Source organism: Methylobacterium sp. PvR107 (genome assembly GCF_017833295.1).
Lineage (GTDB): Bacteria > Pseudomonadota > Alphaproteobacteria > Rhizobiales > Beijerinckiaceae > Methylobacterium.
This window is the reverse complement of the sequence record NZ_JAFIBW010000001.1, coordinates 4,419,218-4,436,510: the sequence shown is the minus strand read 5'-3', so window position 1 is coordinate 4,436,510 and position 17,293 is coordinate 4,419,218. Positions and strand designations below refer to the sequence as shown.

General features: G+C 69.7%; 17 protein-coding genes, 1 other RNA gene and 1 pseudogene. 9 read left to right on the top strand and 10 right to left on the bottom strand.

From position 1 onward, the window contains the following. Nucleotides 1-163: 163 nt before the first annotated feature. Nucleotides 164-553: a hypothetical protein gene (locus JOE48_RS20910; protein ID WP_210032598.1), complete on the top strand. Its 390-nt coding sequence runs from the start codon at nucleotides 164-166 to the stop codon at nucleotides 551-553. Between the two features lie 21 nt (nucleotides 554-574). On the opposite strand, the gene JOE48_RS20905 is transcribed toward JOE48_RS20910, so the two are convergent. Further along, the gene (locus JOE48_RS20905; RefSeq protein WP_210032595.1) at nucleotides 575-778 is read right to left on the bottom strand and encodes a hypothetical protein; all 204 of its coding nucleotides are present in this window, start codon (nucleotides 776-778) and stop codon (nucleotides 575-577) included. A 157-nt stretch (nucleotides 779-935) separates the two neighbouring features. Between JOE48_RS20905 and JOE48_RS20900 the strand changes: the two are divergent. Next, a pseudogene (locus tag JOE48_RS20900) lies at nucleotides 936-1,281 on the top strand (DJ-1/PfpI family protein). A gap of 18 nt (nucleotides 1,282-1,299) precedes the next feature. On the opposite strand, the gene JOE48_RS20895 reads toward JOE48_RS20900, so the two are convergent. Then, complete coding sequence (locus JOE48_RS20895; RefSeq protein WP_210032593.1) at nucleotides 1,300-2,961, bottom strand: calcineurin-like phosphoesterase family protein; 1,662 nt, start codon at nucleotides 2,959-2,961, stop codon at nucleotides 1,300-1,302. Between the two features lie 155 nt (nucleotides 2,962-3,116). Beyond that, on the bottom strand, nucleotides 3,117-4,415 hold the full coding sequence (locus JOE48_RS20890) for a murein L,D-transpeptidase (RefSeq protein WP_210032591.1): 1,299 nt from the start codon (nucleotides 4,413-4,415) through the stop codon (nucleotides 3,117-3,119). Nucleotides 4,416-4,644: 229 nt separating this feature from the next. On the opposite strand from JOE48_RS20890, the gene JOE48_RS20885 reads away from it, so the two are divergent. The 5 genes from JOE48_RS20885 to JOE48_RS20865 all read left to right on the top strand — a co-directional run bounded on the left by JOE48_RS20885 (nucleotide 4,645) and on the right by JOE48_RS20865 (nucleotide 9,434). Further along, nucleotides 4,645-5,031: a hypothetical protein gene (locus JOE48_RS20885; protein ID WP_210032589.1), complete on the top strand. Its 387-nt coding sequence runs from the start codon at nucleotides 4,645-4,647 to the stop codon at nucleotides 5,029-5,031. Nucleotides 5,032-5,072: 41 nt separating this feature from the next. Continuing rightward, complete coding sequence (locus JOE48_RS20880; RefSeq protein WP_210032587.1) at nucleotides 5,073-6,047, top strand: DUF1775 domain-containing protein; 975 nt, start codon at nucleotides 5,073-5,075, stop codon at nucleotides 6,045-6,047. 64 nt (nucleotides 6,048-6,111) lie between these two features. Continuing rightward, the gene (locus JOE48_RS20875; protein ID WP_210032585.1) at nucleotides 6,112-6,534 is read left to right on the top strand and encodes a hypothetical protein; all 423 of its coding nucleotides are present in this window, start codon (nucleotides 6,112-6,114) and stop codon (nucleotides 6,532-6,534) included. A 44-nt stretch (nucleotides 6,535-6,578) separates the two neighbouring features. Then, nucleotides 6,579-8,723, top strand: coding sequence for a TonB-dependent receptor family protein (locus JOE48_RS20870; protein WP_210032583.1), 2,145 nt, complete (start codon nucleotides 6,579-6,581; stop codon nucleotides 8,721-8,723). A 180-nt stretch (nucleotides 8,724-8,903) separates the two neighbouring features. Next, entirely contained in the window at nucleotides 8,904-9,434 is a 531-nt protein-coding gene (locus JOE48_RS20865; RefSeq protein ID WP_210032581.1) for a DUF1465 family protein, read from the top strand. A 148-nt stretch (nucleotides 9,435-9,582) separates the two neighbouring features. Here JOE48_RS20865 and rpmE read toward each other — a convergent pair whose 3' ends face one another. Further along, entirely contained in the window at nucleotides 9,583-9,831 is a 249-nt protein-coding gene (rpmE, locus tag JOE48_RS20860) for a 50S ribosomal protein L31 (protein ID WP_012322259.1), read from the bottom strand. 243 nt (nucleotides 9,832-10,074) lie between these two features. Here rpmE and JOE48_RS20855 point away from each other — a divergent pair, with 243 nt between their 5' ends. Beyond that, on the top strand, nucleotides 10,075-11,919 hold the full coding sequence (locus JOE48_RS20855; protein ID WP_210032579.1) for an ABC transporter transmembrane domain-containing protein: 1,845 nt from the start codon (nucleotides 10,075-10,077) through the stop codon (nucleotides 11,917-11,919). Between the two features lie 49 nt (nucleotides 11,920-11,968). Beyond that, nucleotides 11,969-12,991, top strand: a complete 1,023-nt coding sequence (locus JOE48_RS20850) for a D-cysteine desulfhydrase family protein (RefSeq protein ID WP_210032578.1) — start codon at nucleotides 11,969-11,971, stop codon at nucleotides 12,989-12,991. Between the two features lie 15 nt (nucleotides 12,992-13,006). On the opposite strand, the gene JOE48_RS30890 is transcribed toward JOE48_RS20850, so the two are convergent. The 6 genes from JOE48_RS30890 to ssrS all read right to left on the bottom strand — a co-directional run bounded on the left by JOE48_RS30890 (nucleotide 13,007) and on the right by ssrS (nucleotide 17,292). Beyond that, nucleotides 13,007-13,396: a methyl-accepting chemotaxis protein gene (locus JOE48_RS30890; protein WP_312893327.1), complete on the bottom strand. Its 390-nt coding sequence runs from the start codon at nucleotides 13,394-13,396 to the stop codon at nucleotides 13,007-13,009. A gap of 228 nt (nucleotides 13,397-13,624) precedes the next feature. Continuing rightward, nucleotides 13,625-14,638: a peptidoglycan -binding protein gene (locus tag JOE48_RS20840; protein WP_210032576.1), complete on the bottom strand. Its 1,014-nt coding sequence runs from the start codon at nucleotides 14,636-14,638 to the stop codon at nucleotides 13,625-13,627. Then, entirely contained in the window at nucleotides 14,638-15,612 is a 975-nt protein-coding gene (locus JOE48_RS20835; protein ID WP_210032575.1) for a MotA/TolQ/ExbB proton channel family protein, read from the bottom strand. The genes JOE48_RS20840 and JOE48_RS20835 overlap by 1 nt, the downstream gene beginning before the upstream one ends. Before the next feature lie 100 nt (nucleotides 15,613-15,712). Further along, a complete protein-coding gene (locus JOE48_RS20830; protein WP_210032574.1) occupies nucleotides 15,713-16,531 on the bottom strand; it encodes a TIGR00282 family metallophosphoesterase in 819 nt (272 codons plus the stop codon). A gap of 3 nt (nucleotides 16,532-16,534) precedes the next feature. Next, nucleotides 16,535-17,146 (bottom strand): 5-formyltetrahydrofolate cyclo-ligase, encoded by a 612-nt coding sequence (locus JOE48_RS20825; RefSeq protein WP_210032573.1) that lies wholly within the window; start codon nucleotides 17,144-17,146, stop codon nucleotides 16,535-16,537. Then, a non-coding RNA gene (gene ssrS, locus JOE48_RS20820) (6S RNA) lies at nucleotides 17,136-17,292 on the bottom strand. Before ssrS ends, JOE48_RS20825 begins: the two co-directional genes overlap by 11 nt. Nucleotide 17,293 lies beyond the last annotated feature (1 nt).

Genomic DNA, 17,293 nt, shown 5'->3' with positions numbered 1-17,293 from the left:
AGAGATAGGCTGCGGCCGCAACAAGGCGGTTCGGGCGATACATCTGTGTCGCAGGCCGGATCGCGGGCGCGGGCGGGGCACGCCGCCCCCTGTGATTTCCGGCGTTCACGATGCATATACGGAATGCGCTCAAGCAGTTAAGGCGCGTGGCTCTGGACGGTACATGGCAGGCATCTCGGTCTCGCTGGACGGTGCGAACATCCAGCTCTCTTTCCAGAAGGATGATCAGGCGACGGCGGTGGTGATGGATGCCCGCGCCGCCCGCGCCCTCGTGCGCGCCGTCGGCCAGCTCCTCACGGCGATCGACGACACGGACGAGCCGGATGTTGGCGACGAGATGGGCGACGAGGAGGTCGCCATGCTCGAAGTGACCTCCTCAGCCATCGAGATCGGCACGGACGACGAGGGCCAGGCCGTGGTCGCTCTGCAGGCCGGCGCGCTGCCGCCCTTCCAGCTTCGCCTGACGGACGAAGAGGCCCGCCACGTCGTGACGAGCCTCTCAGAGATCCTCAGCGCTCCGCGCGACGTCCGCTCCTCGCACGGCGGCCACTAGACCTTCAGCACCGTCCGCGGATCACATCCGCGTCCCGGGATCGGTCGGCGCCCCCGGGAAGATGTCGGGTTCGGAACCCGGACCGCCCGGCTCGCCGATGCCGGGGTCGTTCACCGGATAGGGTGTGCGCGGGCCGGTCGGGCCGATATCCGGCTCTTCGTCGGGCGTAGGCGGCACGGGCGGCAGATCGCCGGGCGTGGGTTCGGGCAGGCCGGGATTGGCCATGGCGCGACTCCTGATGCGTTATGGGATGATCACTAACGGACCGCGCTCCAGGGGGTTCCTTGGGCCGCCGACGCGGCCTCGGTCGCCGTCCGGCCGCGGACCGGGGTGATCAGCCTTCCGTTGCTCGGGCACCTCTCCGCAACGCGGGACGCCTGCCATGCCCGACATCGAGCAGGCCAAGATCCTGGCCACCCACGGATTCGAGGAGGCCGAGCTGACGGCTCCGCAATCCACATTGTCCCTGACCGGTGCGAACGTCACCGTCGCGGCCCCGCAATCCCGCCAAAGCAAAGGCACGATCCGGGGCTGGGACAAGACCGACTGGGGCAAAGCGGTCGCCGTACGGACGTAACCAACGCCGGCGGCCGCTGGCACGACCGGGAGATGGTGGCCGACCACGGCATCGTCACCACCGCAAACCGGGCGATCTCGACGCGTTCTGCGCCAAGGTCATCGAGGAAATTCAGGACGGCGGCCACGGCACGCGCCGGCTCGCGGCCTGATGTGACGCGAGCTGGCGGCTAGCCGCGGCCGCGCTCGCCCGCGACCTCGAGTACCGCGCAGCTCCGGATCGGCCGCCCGTACTCGTCCGTGCCCTCGACCGCGACCCGGTGAGCACCCGGCGCGAGATCGTCCGGAAGCCGCGCTGTCCAGATGTGGGTCGAGGGTATCGCCCGCACCCAGCTCTTCTTCGTCTCCGGATAGCGCTCGAACAGCTCGGTGACGAATGGGTCGGGACGGCGGGTGCGGACCAGGGCCTGCGACGGTCGCTCGCCGATCCGGAACGACAGGCTGGTGCGCGGGCCGCCGTCGAAGACATTGACCACCATTGTCGTGTCGGCGAGCGCGTCCTGCGGGATCGGCGGCCGCAGACCTTGCAGGGGGCGGGTCGCCCGAATCACTTCCGGCGCGCCGGAGCGCAGCTCGCTCTCGAACAGGATCCGCATCGTCGCGTCCGGCTGTGCCTGCGCCGGGACGAAGCGCGTCGTGTAGTCGGAACCGCGGACCGAGAGGACGTGGAACCCGTTCGGCGTGCCGTCACGGCTGTCGGCCGAGGGAATGCCGGTGCGAGTGTCGGGTCCGCTCCACCAGGAACCGGACACCGCCGTCAGCACGTGATGATGATGGCGGTCGGCGAGGTAATGGTGCTCGGTGGTGTGGGTGTGGCCCGCCAGGCTCAGCACCCTGCGCCCGGCGAGAAGATCGAGGAGCGCGTCGCGGTCGACGGTCGTGCTGCGAGGATCGTCCGGCGCGGTGTCGGTGTGCAGGGGGATATGCGTCGCGAGCACGATGAGGTCGTCCCGCGGGATCTCGGCCAGAAGGTTGCGCAGGAAGGTCAGGCCGCGCGCGCCGATCTCGCCCCGGTAAGTGTTGGCGCCGACCGGAACCGGGGGCCCGAGCCACACGACGTTGTCGAGCATCACGAACCAGGCCCGGCCGTGCCGGAACGCGTAGCTCGGCGCACCGAAGACCCGCTTCCAGGTCTCCCGGCTGTGGCGGGCATCCGGGGCCTGCATGTTGAGGTCGTGGTTGCCCGGCAGGCTGTACCAGGGCAGCCCGATCCGGCCGACGAGGCGGTTCGACCGGCCGTAGAGCGACAGATCGTCGAACAGCACATCGCCGGTGGTCAGACCGAAGGCCGCGGGAATCGCCATCGCCCGGGCGATCGCCGTGTCCCGCACATGATCGAGCTCGAGCCGGGTCTCGGGCTGGGGATCGGTGAACAGGAGGACGTCGAAGTCGTCCGGCTCCTCGACGCGGGCGAGCACGAAGTCGATCGAGGCCGGCAGCGGCCCGGTGGGTGCGAGCCCCCGATAGCGCAGGTCGAGCGCGGCGGGCGTCCCGCCCGGCTGGTGGATGTACGAATGGCGCGGGACGTTGTCGGCATCGCGCGGCAGCGCATAGCCTGGCGGCTTGATCACGAAGACCGCACCGTCGCCCGGCATCGGCAGGCGGTAGCGCCCGGCATCGTCGGTGCGGACGACGTCCTGGCCATTGGAGAGGAGCACGCCCGGCAGCGGCCTCCGGTCTGCGCCGGACCCACCGGCCGCGTAGACGAAACCCGTAGCCTCTGCGCTCCCCTGCGCCGCGGCACCACCGGCGACGAGCCCCAGAGCCGCGGCGGCGACGAGGGTCTCCCGGCGGCTGAGGAAGCCGTCACCGGGTTTAGGGTCACGCGACATGGGCGGCTCCTGCACGGGTCCGCCACGGACAAGCAGATGCGTTTGACCGATGCATGACAGCAGCCCCGAAACGCGCGCGGCCCGCATCCTGCTCGAGGATACGGGCCGCGGCCTGTCGGTATCGGGTTCGACGAGTTCCGCGTCGCGCGGGACGCTTACTCCTCGTCGCCGGGCTCGAAGGATTGCGGCATCGACTCGGCGCTGGCGACCGGCGTCGGGGCGCCGATGGTCGAGGGCACGTTCACGCCGTCACGCTTGTAGATGTCGTCACGGAACTGCACGAGTCCATCCGGGGTCGACCAAGCGGTGATGTAGGTCCAGTAGACCGGCACCGGCTGGGCGATGTTCGCATCGACGCGCTTGCCGCTCTCGATCGCCTCCTCGACCTTCTGGCGATCCCAGCCGGGCGTGTCCTTCAAGAGCCACGTGATGTACTCGCGCACGTTCTGGACGCGCACGCAGCCCGACGAGATGAAGCGGAAATCGTCGCCGAACACGCCCTTGGTGTTCGTGTCATGCATGAACACGCCGTAAGGGTTCGGGATGTTGATGCGGACGATGCCCATCGAGTTGAAGTCGGCGCCCGAATCCTGCCGGTAGGTGAAGCGGGTGCCCTCGTCGGAGAACCAGTTGACCGACTTCGGCGAGACCTCCTGACCGTTCGACAGGATGCGGATCCGGTTGTCGGTGAGGTAGTTCGGATCCTTCTGCATCTTCGGGATCAGGTCCTTCTTCACGATGGAAGCCGGGACCGTCCAGGTCGGGTTGAAGTTGATCTGGGTCGCCTTCGTGTTCATGATCGGCGACTGCCGGTCGATCTTGCCCACACCCGCAGCGTGGAGCGTCACGACCTGACCGTTCTCGACGGTCTCGACCAGGGCCGCCGGGATGTTGGTGATCACGAAGCGCCGGCCCAGATCGCCCGAGTAGGAGCGCAGGCGCACGACGTTGGTCTCGAGCTGGCGCAGACGGACATCGGCCGGGACGTTCATCGCCTGCTGCGTGGCGAGGCTCATCGTGCCGGTCTGGCTGAGGCCATGGCGGGCCTGGAAGCGCTTCACGCCGGCCGCGACATAGGAATCGTACACGCCAGAACCGCCGGCCGCCGGATCGATGTCACCGGTGACGATCAAGCGCTGGCGGACGGCGGCGACGGCTGGGCCGCGCGAGCCGATCCGCAGGTGCTCGGCACCGGAAACCTGCTTCCAGCCGCCGCGGCCGACGATGTCCTTGTAGCGCTCGACCATCTGCTCGGTGGCCGAGACGGTCTGCGGCGAGAGGATCGGCACCGTCGCGCGCTGCACCTGCATCGCCGCGGGCGAGGCATAGTCCTGCGCCCATTCGGCCTGGGCGTAGCTGCCCTGGTCGCGGGCTTCGGCGGCACCGATGCCCAGCGCGCCGAGGGCGGCGACACTGAGGAGGGTGGTGAACCGGTTTTGTGCCTTCATGCGCATCGGTCGCTGGCTCTGGTCCGGAGTACGTCAGAATGTGGCGGGAGCGGATTGTCTCGGACGCCACGGTGTCGGTCTGACGTTAAGAACCCTTATCGAAGGGGCCGGAATGTGGCATCGCGGTGCGCTAGCGCACGCGGCGCCCGGGTGCGGCGCGCTGGCAACAGCCAAGGCCATACCGGTGTGGCAGTGATGCCATAGGCGTCCGGACCGGACGACGCGCGGGAGCAGCATGACAGCGGGCCTGTCCCCCACGGATCGACGCGACCGACCTTCGGCCGCTGCCCTGCGGGCGGCGATCGCCGTGCTGGCGCTCTACGCCTTCGTGCTCCAGGCTTTCCTCGGTGGGCTGATGCCGCTCCCGGCCGCGGCCGAGGGACTTTGCGCCCAGCATGCCGCGAGCGACGCGGCACCCGACAAAGCCCTGCCGCACGGTCACGGCGCTTGCTGCACGGCCGCGCAGGCCACCACCACGGCGCTTCCGGGGCGAGCGGCTTCGGCCGTCATCGTGTGGCGGACCGCGGCAGCCTCGCGCCCGGCCTGGGCGATGACCGATGGACCGCGCGCCCGTGCCCCGCCCGGCGGCATCGCGTCACCGCGAGGTCCCCCCGCCGCCTGAGCGATCTCCACCCTCGGATCTCTCAGGACGGATGCATTCCCATGAAGACCTTTGTCTCGGCCGCCCTTGGCCTCGGCCTGCTCGCCTCCGCGGCACAGGCCCACGCGGTGCTGGAGCGCAAGCAGGCGAGCCCCGGCGCGTCGTATCGCGGCGTCGTCCAGATCATGCACGGCTGCAGCGGCAAGCCGACCACCCGAGTGAGCGTGACCATCCCGGAGGGGCTGATCGGCGCCAAGCCGATGCCGAAGCCCGGCTGGACGCTGGCGACCACGCGCGGCGCCTACGCGAAGACCTACACGACTCACCACGGCACCGCCTCCGAGGGGGTGACGGCGATCACCTGGAGCGGCGGCTCTCTGCCGGACGACGAGGTCGACGAGTTCACCTTCCTGGCGCAGGTCGCCGACACGTTCGAGCCGGGCGCGACGGTCTACGTCCCGGTGCAGCAGGATTGCTCGGAGGGTGGCCATTCCTGGATCGAGGTGCCGAAGCCTGGCCAGGATGCCCATGACCTGAAGGCGGCCGCCCCCGCGTTCCGCATCGTCCAGGTGGCGCAGATAGGCGGGGCCATGGCGGCCCCCGCGGCAGCGCCCGCTGCGTCGGCGCCCGTGAAGGCCGGCGATCTCACCATCGAGACGCCCTGGCTCCGGGCGACGCCGAACGGCGCCAAGGTGGCGGGCGGCTACGTCCGGATTACCAACACCGGGCCCGCGCCCGACACGCTGACCGGTGCCTCCGTGCCCTTCGCCAAGACGGGGGACATCCACTCCATGTCGATGGAGGGCGGCGTCATGAAGATGGCCCCGGTTTCGGACGGCCTGACGATCAAGCCCGGCGAGACCGTCGAGCTGAAGCCCGGCGGCTACCACCTCATGTTCGAGGGACTCACCGGGGCGCCCAAGGCCGGCGAGGCCGTATCGGGCACGCTGACCTTCCAGCGCGCCGGCACCGTGCCGGTGATCTTCTCGGTTGCGCCGATCGGCGCGGCGTCACCGGGCGGGCAGCACCAGCACTGACGATCCTGAGTGGCGCGCCAAGCGTCCGATCGTGACGGCTCCTGAGCACGACCCGACTCGGTCCGTGGACCGGACGCCCCTCCCGACGCGGGAGCGGGCGCCCGTTTCGTCGCCGCCCTGCCGAGCCGCGCTGGGCTGGGGCCGCCGCGCCGTGGCGCTTCTCGCCCTCTACGCGTTCGCCCTGCAGACCACGCTCAGCGGCATGGCAATGGCCGCGGCCGCCGGCCCCGAGCACGTCCTGTGCCTTGGCGATGCCGGCCAGCCCGGCGCGATGCCGGACGGCAAGCACCTGCCGGCGCACACGCCTCCGGATTGCTGCGCCTTCTGTCACGCCGCCGGTCCGGCCGCCCTCCCCGCTCCTGCGCCGGCCGCGGACATGCCGTCCCCGCGCCCGGTCGCCGCGCCCCGGACGCGCCCGGGCGGCCGCGCGCTTCCGCGGGCGCCGCCCCGCCATGGTCTCGGAGCCCGCGCACCCCCCGTCGCCTGACCGATCGCCCGCCTCTCCCGATCGCCAGACACGGATCCTTGACCATGCCCCGCTTCATCCCGGCCGGCTGCCGCGCCGCGCTCACCCTCCTCGCCTGCGCCATGCCGCTCGCCGCGCGAGGTCAGACCGCGCCGGCCGCGGTGGTCGCCCTCCCTGAACTCAGCGTGGTCGGCAGCGCCACGCCGAACGGCCCGCTACCGGGGGAAGCGCGCGGCTCGCTCTCGGTGCCGAGCGTCGATACGCAGCGTGCGACGCTGTACGGGACCGTCGGCTCGGTGGCCTTCGTGGACGCCGCCACGATCCAGGATCGCTACGCCAACACCATCCGCGACGTCCTCAAGGAGGTACCCGGGGTCTACGTGCAGGAGCGCTACGGCCAGGAGTTGCGCCTGTCGGTCCGCGGCTCGGGCATCGCGCGGAACTTCCACCTGCGCGGCATCGAGCTTCTGCAGGACGGCATCCCGTTCAACCTCGCGGATGGCAGCGGCGACTTCTATCAGATCGACCCGCTCGCCCTGCGTTCGGTTGAGGTCTACAAAGGCGGCAACGCCCTCACTTTCGGGGCGACGACGCTCGGCGGCGCGATCAATTTCGTCACGCCGACCGCCTACACGGCGCTGGCGCCCAACATCCTGCGCCTGGACGGCGGAAGCTTCGGCACGATCCGCGAGCAGGCGCAGATGTCCCGCATCGACGGGCCGCTGGACGTGCTGGTCAACGCCACGCTGACCAACGCGGACGGCTTCCGCGCCCACGAGGCGCAGGCGACGAAAAACTTCAACGCCAATATCGGCTACCGGATCGCGCCCGATATCGAGACCCGCTTCTATCTCGGCACCTACATCACCGACCAGAAGCTGCCGGGCAGCCTGACCTTCGGCCAGAGCCTGACCACCCCGACGCTCGCCAACCCCACCGCGATCACCGGCAACCAGTCGCGCAAGGTCGAGACGGAGCGGATCGCCAACCGCACCTCGTTCCTGCTCGATGTCGGCAAGCTCGATGTGGACAGCTGGGCGATCCACAAGAGCCTGTACCATCCGATCTTCCAGGCCATCGATCAGGATGGCTGGACCTACGGGATCAGCCCGCACTGGGCCGGCACGTTCGATCTCGGCGGCTACCGGGACGACGTGGTTTTGGGCCTGCGCGCCTTTGCAGGCCAGAACTCAGCGCTCCAGTTCGTCAACATCCGCGGCCAGCGGGGCGCCCAGACGCTGAATTCCCTCCAGAGCGCGTCGAGCTACGAGGCCTATGGCGAGAACCGGTTCTGGTTCCTGCCGGACGTAGCGCTGATGACCGGCGCCAAGGCATTCTCGTCGAACCGGACCTTCAGCAACAAGGGCGGCGTTCCGGGAAACCTGACGCCGCGCTACGCCGACCTGACCTATTCCGGCATCAATCCGAAGATCGGCCTGCTCTGGCAACCGCGGCCCGACCTGCAGGTCTTCGGTGACGTGACCCGGTCCCGCGACGTGCCGGACTTCTCCGACCTGGTGCAGCAGAACCTGTTGAACACCACCTTCGTCCCCCTGCAGGCCCAGCGGGCCTGGACCTACGAGGCCGGGGTCCGCGGCCGGGTCGACCGCCTCGCCTTCGACGTGACTCTCTACCGTTCGGACCTGCGCGACGAGCTGATCAACTTCTCCACCAATCCCGGCCTCAACATCCCGGCCGCCACCTTCAACACGCCGCGCTCGATCCACCAGGGCGTCGAGGCGGCGGTCACGGTCGACGTCGCCCGGGATCTCGCCGCGTCCGGCGACGGCTTGAGCCTGACGCAGATCTGGACCCACAACGATTTCCGCTTCGTCCGCGACCCGGTCTTCAACGACAACCGCATCGCGGGCATTCCGACGGATGTCCTGCGCACCGTCCTGAGCTACCGGCACCCGAGGGGCTTCCACATCGCTCCGGCCCTCGACTGGGTGCCGCAGGGCGCTTTCGCCGATCACGCCAACACCCTGCGGGTGCCGGGCTACGCGCTCCTCGGCCTCGAGGCCGGGATCGACTTCGCCAACGGCGTCTCGCTGTTCGTGGATGCCCGCAATCTCACGAATGCGCGCTACGTATCGGACATCGCCGTGGTCGCCAACGCCGCCGCGACGGCCGGCGGTGCCGGCGCGCTGGCGGCGTTCTATCCCGGCACCGGCCGCAGTGTATTCGGCGGCGTCCGCGCCTCGTTCTGAGCGCTGGCATCCGCCGCCGCCGACGATATCTGCAGACGGGAACAGCCCATTAAGGTTAAAAAACAATGAACCCTGATATCGCCGTCGTTCGGCGCTAAGATTGCCCCGTCGTCGGAAAGCCACGGACGGAGCGTCCCAAATCCGGACGGACAGGCCGTCGGACGGCACAGGAGAGGCAGAATGAACGGCTTCGATGTCACGTTCCGGGACGATCAGGACTGGGTCGATTTCGGCAAGTCCTACGTCAATTCCGAAGCCTTCAAGACGCTGTTTCGCGAGGGGATGACGCTCGTCGAGGAAACGGCCGCCTATCTCGACGGCGAGGGCCGCGACGAGTCGCGTCTCGTCTCCCGCGACGCGACGCTGAGCTACGCGGCCGAGAGCATGCGCCTGACGACGCTGCTGATGCAGATCGCCTCCTGGCTGCTGGTGCAGCGCGCGGTCGCCGAGGGCGAGATGACCCCGGCCGAGGCGCTCCTGGAGAAGCACCGGGTCAAGCTCGGCAGCTCCGAGCCGCCGAAGCCGCAGGATTTCACACTTCTGCCGGTGCGGCTCCAGCAGCTGATCATGCGGGCGCGGCGCCTGCACACGCGCATCCTGCACCTCGATGTGCTCATCACCGAGGACAGGCCGACCCCGGCGCCGGTCGAGAGCCCTGTGGCACAGCAGCAGGGCCTCCTGCGGATGGCGTTCCGCATGGCCGAGGGTTGAGCGCGTCCGCGCGCGACCGGATCCAACACCTGTCCTCGGCGGCCCTCTGCTGAGGACGGGCGCGCAACGAAAAACGGGCGGCCTCACGCGGAGACCGCCCGTTCTCATGGCGCCGCGCCGGAGGCGCAGCGCCCGATCCGTCTGGATCTCAGCGCTTGCCGAGGTTCCCGAAGCGCGAGTTGAAGCGCGAGACACGGCCGCCGCGATCGAGCATCTTCTGCTCGCCGCCGGTCCAGGCCGGGTGGGTGAGCGGATCGATGTCGAGATTGAGGGTGTCGCCCTCCTTCCCGTAGGTCGAACGGGTCTGGTACTCGGTACCATCCGTCATCACGACCTTGATGAAGTGGTAATCGGGGTGTTCAGTCCCCTTGGCCTTTGCGGCCGCGTCCTTCGCCATGACCTGTCGTCCCTGATCTGGCACGCCGGCGGGAAGCGCAGGAGGCGCCGCCCGGCCCGGAATGCGGAAGATATCACCGGTTGCACCGAACCGGGGGTTCGTGGCAACGGCACGTCTAAGCCGACCGTGGTGGCGGCCCGCGGCCATTGAACACACGCAATCGGATGAGCGGCGGCGTATACCGCAGGCTCTCCCCGGTCACAAGCGCCGCGGACCGGGGGAACGACTGACTCGTGAGGCGTGATGGCCCGTAGACCCAAGGCGGCCGCGGACGGCCGGCCCAAAGCCCCGCTCGGCGCGCTCCGGCCGTTGCTGCCCTTCGCGCTGCGCTATCGCGGGCGAATCGTCGCCGGCCTTATCGCCCTCATCTGCGCTTCGGGCTCGACGCTGGTCGTGCCGATCGCCATGCGCCGGGTGATCGACCACGGCTTCACGGCCGACGGCTCGGTCGTGATCGACGCCTATTTCCTCGCCCTGCTGGGCGTAGTCGCGGCCTTTGCGCTGTCGAGCGCAGCACGTGTCTACACGGTGGTGACGCTCGGAGAGCGCGTCGTCGCCGACCTGCGCAGCGCCGTGTTCGCGCGGCTGACGCAGCTGGATCCCGCCTTCTTCGACCGGGCCCAGTCCGGCGAGATCGTCTCGCGGCTCACGGCGGACGCGACGCAGATCAAGTCGGCCTTCGGCGTGTCGGTCTCGATCCTGCTGCGCAACCTCTTCCTGTTTGTGGGCGCCACCGCCATGATGGTGATCACGAGCCCGCGCCTCTCGGTGATGGTGCTGGCGGCCATCCCGGTCATCGTGTTCCCGCTGATCTTCTCCGGTCGCGGTGTGCGGCGGCGCTCCCGCGCCGCGCAGGACCGCCTGGCCGATGCCTCCGCCTACGCCGCCGAGGCGGTCGGAGCGGTTCGGACCATGCAGGCCTTCGGTCGCTCGGCCACGACCGCGGCCCGGTTCGCGGCGGCCTCCGAGGAAGCTTATGCGGCCGCCCGCGCCTCGATCCGGGCGCGGGCCCTGCTCACCGGCGTCGCGATCTTCCTCATCTCCGCCTCGGTGGTCGGTGTGATGTGGTACGGCGCCCAGGGCGTCCTCAACCATACGATGACGGGCGGCGAACTCTCGCAATTCGTGCTCTACGCCGTCTTCGGCGCAGGTGCCCTCGGCCAGCTCTCGGAGGTCTACGGCGACCTTGCCATGTCGGCTGGGGCGGCCGAGCGCCTCACCGAGATCCTCGCAGCCGAGCCCGCGATCCAGGCGCCATCGCCGGCCTTGCCGCTGCCAGAGCCCGCGCGGGGCGCGGTGGCCTTTGAGGATGTGCGCTTCGCCTACCCGACGCGCCCAGAGCACGCTGCCCTCGGCCGGCTCAGCTTCGCGGCGGCTCCGGGCGAGCGCATCGCCATCGTGGGGCCCTCCGGGGCCGGCAAGTCGACGGTGTTCCAGCTGCTCCTACGCTTCTACGATCCGCAGGGCGGCCGGATCGTCGTCGACGGTACCGACATCGCGCAGGTCGATCCCGAAGACCTGCGCGCCCGGATCGCCCTGGTTCCGCAGGACCCGGTGGTGTTCTCTGGGACCGTCAGCGAGAACATCCGGTATGGCCGCCCGGAGGCCGGCGAGGCGGAGGTCCGGCGCGCGGCCGAGCTCGCCAACGCACACGTCTTCATCACCGCCCTGCCGCAGGGCTATGCGACCCAGGTGGGCGAGCGCGGCGTGACGCTCTCCGGCGGCCAGCGGCAGCGCATTGCCATCGCGCGGGCCATCCTCAAGGACGCGCCGATCCTGCTCCTCGACGAGGCGACCTCGGCGCTGGACGCCGAATCCGAACGCGCCGTTCAGGCCGCCCTCGACACGCTGATGCAGGGACGCACCACTCTGGTGATCGCACACCGGCTGGCCACGATCCGCGCCGCGGACCGTATTCTGGTCCTCGACGACGGCCGTATCGTCGAGACCGGGACCCACGAGACCCTGCTGGCGCAGGGCGCGCTCTACGCGCAGCTCGCAAACCTGCAATTCACCGATGCGCTGGACGAGACCGCCCGGGGCAAGGAGCCCCGAACGCGAGGCGCGCGGCTGCCGGCGGCAGAATGAGGCACGCGGCACCGCGACAGGCACGGCCCCGCCGTGTAGATATGCCGCGATGCCGACGCTCGACCTCGCCCGCTTCCCACGCCTGCCTCTGCTGACGCAGCCGACGCCGATCGAGCCTCTGGATGGGCTGGCGCGACACCTGGGCGACAGCCTCAACGGCGTGCGTATCTTCGTGAAGCGCGACGACGTGGCGGGGATCGGGCTCGGTGGCAACAAGCTGCGCAAGCTCGAATACCTGCTCGGCGCGGCGCAGGCGGATGGCGCCGATACCGTCGTCACGGTCGGCGCAATCCAGTCGAACCACGCGCGGCTCACGGCGGCTGCATCCGCGCAGGCAGGCCTCGCCTGCGAGCTGTTCCTGACACGCAGCGTGCCGCGCCAGGATCCGGATTATACCGGCAACGGCAACCGGCTGCTCGACGACGTGTTCGGTGCCACGGTCCACGAGCTGCCGGGCGACGCGGATTCCCTGGCGGCGGCCGAAGCGCGGGCCGCCGAGCTCCGCGGCCAAGGGCGGCGGGTCTATACTTTCCCGTCCGGCGGCTCGAGCCCGACCGGCTGCCTGGGATACGCGAACGGCGCTGCGGAGATCCTGTCCCAGGCGGACCGGATGGGCGTGCGCTTCGCGCAGATCATCACCGCGAACGGCAGCGCCGGCACCCATGCCGGGCTCGTGGCGGGCCTCGCCGCCATGGGCCTCGACCCGACGCTCGCCAAATCCTTCGCGGTGCTCGCCGAGGACGGGCGTGCCCGCGCGGAAGTGCTCGAGAAGGCGAACGCCACGCTCGCGCTGATCGGTTCCGAGCGGCGCGTGTCGCCCCAGGACATCAACCTCGACGGCACGCATCGGGGGTCGGGCTACGGCATTCCCACGGACGGCATGCTCGAGGCGGTGCGGCTCATGGCCCGTACGGAGGGCAAGCTCCTCGATCCGGTCTACAGCGGCAAGGCCTTCGCGGGCCTGCTGCACGATGTTCGTGCCGGTCTCTACCCGGCTGCGTCGTCCGTTCTGTTCCTGATGACCGGCGGGACGCCCGGCCTCTTCGCCTACAAGGAAGCACTGGCTGGCTGAGGCCGCCTCAAGCCTTCAGGCACGTGCCCGCCGCATCGCATCCGCCCTGTCATGCGAACGCTGGGCTGCCGCCTGGATCCGGCCGACCTGCGAGACGAGCGTGTCCGTGGCCCTGGCCATCTGTCCGGCCAAATCCTTCACCTCCGCGGCCGCAGCCGCGTAGCCGCTCCCGGCCTCGCCGTCGCGGGCCGCCGCAATCGAGGCTCGGAGGGCCAGCAGCCCCGTCTGTCCGGCGATTGCGGCCAGCAGGCCGGTCACGTCCGCGTCCGCTTTAACGTTCGGAGCCTGATCGGCCGCCCGCGTCCCGAGGGCATGCAGGCGGCTCAACCCGTCCTCGAAGACCCGCACCGCCTCCGCGATCGCGGCGGCCTCATCGGGTAACATGGACGGGTTGAGATTCGCCATCGGTCGCAGCCTCCTCGAAGCGGCGACACCATGCAGCGACAAGGATAACATCGTGTTAATCGGCAGTGCGCGCGGCATCCGCGCCACGGCGCACATCTGACGCAAAGACCTTATGAGATGGTTTCGGGCTCTCGCCCCGATCATTCGGGCGGATAGACGCTGGCATACGGGCCTGTTCATCGCGCTATACGCAGACGCGCCAGCGATACCGACCTTGAAAACTATCCTCTACCGCTCCGTGAGCTTCATCTCGATCCGGCGGTTGCGAGCGTAGGCGTCCTCGGTGGTGCCAGGATCGAGCGGCTGGAACTCGCCGAAGGCCCCGGCCAGGAGATGCTGGGCGGGGATTCCCTTCCCGGCCAGATATTGCACCACCGCGATGGCCCGGGCGGCCGACAATGCCCAGTTCGACGGAAATTGCGGCGTGCTGATCGGCCGGGCATCGGTATGGCCATCGACCCGCAGCACCCAGGGCAGATCAGCCGGAATCTGCTTGGCGAGGTCCACGATGGCGCCGGCGATGCGGTCCAGTTCGGGTCCGGCCTCGGGCTTCAGGGTCGCGGCACCGGCGGGGAACAGCACCTCGGATTGCAGCACGAAGCGGTCGCCGACCACGCGGATGTCCGGGCGGTTGCCGAGAATCTGGCGCAGACGTCCGAAGAAGTCGGACCGGTACCGGGCAAGTTCCTGGACCTTCTGGGCCAGCGCGACGTTCAGCCGGCTGCCGAGTTCGGCGATGCGCGCCTGGGATTCCCGGTCACGGCTCTCGGAAGCCGAGAGGGCGTCTTCCAGGGCGGCGAGCTGGCGCCGCATGGCGCCGATCTGCTCGTTGAGTAGATCGACCTGTGACAGCGCCCGCTTGGTCGCGCCCCGCTCAGCCTCCAGCTGCTTGTCGAGAGCGCCCGCCGCACCCTGGCTGACCGTCGCGGCCTCGGCCTGGGACCTGGCCTGATCGCGCTCGGCCTCGACACCGGCAAGCGTCGTGCGGAGATTGCGGGCCTCGTCCTCCTGGCTGCGACGGGTCGAACGCTCCAGGGCAAGGAGGTCGGTCAGGTCCGCGATCTGCCGGTTGAGCCGGACCAGCGTCTCGTCCCGGCCGGTGAGTTCCTGCGACAGGAAGAATTGGCCGACGACGAAGATCGTGAGCAGGAACACCACCGACAGCAGCAGCGTCGCCAGCGCGTCGACGTAACCGGGCCAGACATTGAGCGTGCGCCGCGCGCGCGTCGCCGTGGAAGCCACTACACGCGCTCCCGGCCCAGCCGGTCCAGCACCTGCTTCAGCTCGCGCTCACGGCTCGCCTGCGCCTCGACCCAGTCGCGGATCATCTGCTGCTCGGCGCGCATGTGCTGAACGAGGCCCTGAATGCCCTCGGCGAGATTGGTCATGGCGAGCGTGGCGGCGCGGCTGCCTCCGCCCTCGGCCACCAGGGCGGTCAGGCGGTCGATCGCGTCCTTCAGCTCCTGCGTGCCAGCGGCCGGCCGGGCCGCCACGAGCCCCGTCTCGGCGACCGCCTCGCCGGACATCAGCCAGTCCTGCAATTCGTTGTGGAACCGGGCATGGGCCTGGCCCGCCTGCAATTCCAGGAAGCCGATGATCAGCGAGGAGGCGAGGCCGAACAGCGAGGCCGAGAAAGCGAGGCCGATTCCCGACAGCGGCACGGCCAGCCCGGATTTCAATTCGTCGAACATCACGCCGGCATCGCCGCCGCCGCGCATCCCCTTGATCACACCACCCACCGCCGAGAGGGTGTCGATGAGGCCCCAGAAGGTGCCGAGGAGGCCGAGCAGAATCAGGATGCCGGCGATGTAGCGCAACATCTCACGCCCCTCGTCGAGGCGCACCGCGATCGTGTCGAGATAGCCGGCGGTCCCCGGAAGGGTCGTCCCGGCGGCCCGGGCCGCGATCATCGGCGTCATGGGGGCCAGCAGGGCCGGCGGACGCTTGGCCTGGGCGCCGCGCGCCACGGCATTGACGTAGCTGGTCTCGCGGAACAGCCGGATGACTTGGCCAAAGGCGATCAGCACCGCGATGAGCAGCACGCCGAGGATAAGCCCGTTGAGTCCGGGATTGGCCAGGAAGGCCGGCGTGATCTGCTTGAACAAGATGAAGGCTAGGAAGCCGACGAGGATCAAAAAGATCAGCATCCGCCCGAGATAGATCCCAGGCCGTGCCAGCGGCTCTCTCTTGATTTCGCCGGTATCGCGGGCGGCCATCGGTCGCTTTAGCCTAATCTCGGGATGCGGCCGCCGACGGCGTCCGTCGAGGCCACTGTGGGGGTAGGCTTGCACGCGATCAAGTCACGCGAAGGACACGCTAATCCCAGAAGTGCGGCGCGCTCTCCTCGAGATTCGGCCCGAGGCGCAGGGCCGCGACCCGGGTGGCGAGGCCGCGCCCGTCGGTCTCGACGGCGATCCCGCAGAGCGTTCCCTCGCCGACGGCGACCTCCCAGCGGGATCCCGGCGTCTTCTGAATCATGCGGCGGATCGGCTCGTCCTTCTGCATGCCGATGACCGAGTCGTAATCGCCGCACATGCCGGCATCCGACATATAGGCCGTGCCGCCGGGCAGGATCCGATGGTCGGCGGTGGGGGTATGCGTGTGGGTCCCGACCACGAGGCTTGCGCGACCGTCGAGGTAATGGCCGAAGGCCTGCTTCTCGCTGGTCGCCTCCGCGTGGACGTCGACCACCACGGCGTCGGCCGCCGCCCCCAGGGGGCAGGCCTCGATCTCGCGCTCGACCGCGGCGAACGGATCGTCCATCGCGTCGAGGAAGACGCGGCCCATGACGTTGACCACGAGGACGCGCGCGCCGGCCTGCGTCTCGATGACCGTCGCCCCGCGGCCGGGCGTGCCGGGCGGGTAGTTCGCCGGGCGTACCAGCCGGGGCTGGCGGGCGATGAACACCAGAGCCTCGCGCTGGTCGAAGCTGTGGTTGCCGAGCGTCACGGCGTCGGCGCCGGCCTGAATCAGCTCGTCGCAGATCGTCTCGGAAATGCCGAAGCCGCCGGCCGCGTTCTCGCCGTTGACTACCACGCAATCGAGGCGCCAGCGCTCGCGCAGGCGCGGCAGGTGCTCGCAGACCACATTGCGGCCCGAGCGGCCGACGACGTCGCCGAGGAAGAGCAGGCGCATGGGTCAGGCCGTCCTCTCGAAACGGATGACCTCCGCTTCCGTAATCACGAAGTGCAGGGGCTGGTCGTGCGGCTCGGCGGGCACGCGCGCGACCGCCTGGGCGGCGAACCCGATCCCGACGGTCAGGACGGGCCGATGGCGCGACAGCCGCGTGATCGCGCCATCGTAGTAGCCGCGGCCGTAGCCGATGCGCTGACCGGTCCGGTCGAACGCCGCGAGGGGCACGATGAGGGCGTCGGGGTCGACGGGAGGAAGCGCGGGATCCGGCTCGCTCAGGCCGAAGCGGCCGGCGACCAGGGCCTCGCCCAGGCGCCACTCCCGAAAGACGAGGCCCTCCGGCGTCACATGGGGCAGCGCCACGGCCTGTCCGCGGGCGAGCAGACCCTCGGCGGCGGGGCGCGGATCCACCTCGCTGCGGATCGGCCAAAACGCCCCGATCAGCCGGGCCTCCGAGAGTTCGGGCAGGGCGAGCAGCGCCCGGGCGATCACCGCCGAAGCGGCCTGCCGCGCGGCCGGATCGAGCGCGTCGCGCGCCGCAAGGGCTTTGCGCCGGAGTTCTGCCTTGCGCGCCACGTCGGGGCAGGCGGAATCGGAAGAAGTCGGGTGCGGAGCCACGTGAGCCGTTGGAGGATCGATCCCGGGAAACCTACAGCGTAGGTGGGCGCCGTGTTGGCCAAGTCCAGGGACGAGGCCAGGGACAGCTCCCGAGGGAGTCGATAAGGCCCCGGGGATAGTGCTCCTGACGAACTCTGCAGCCCCGCC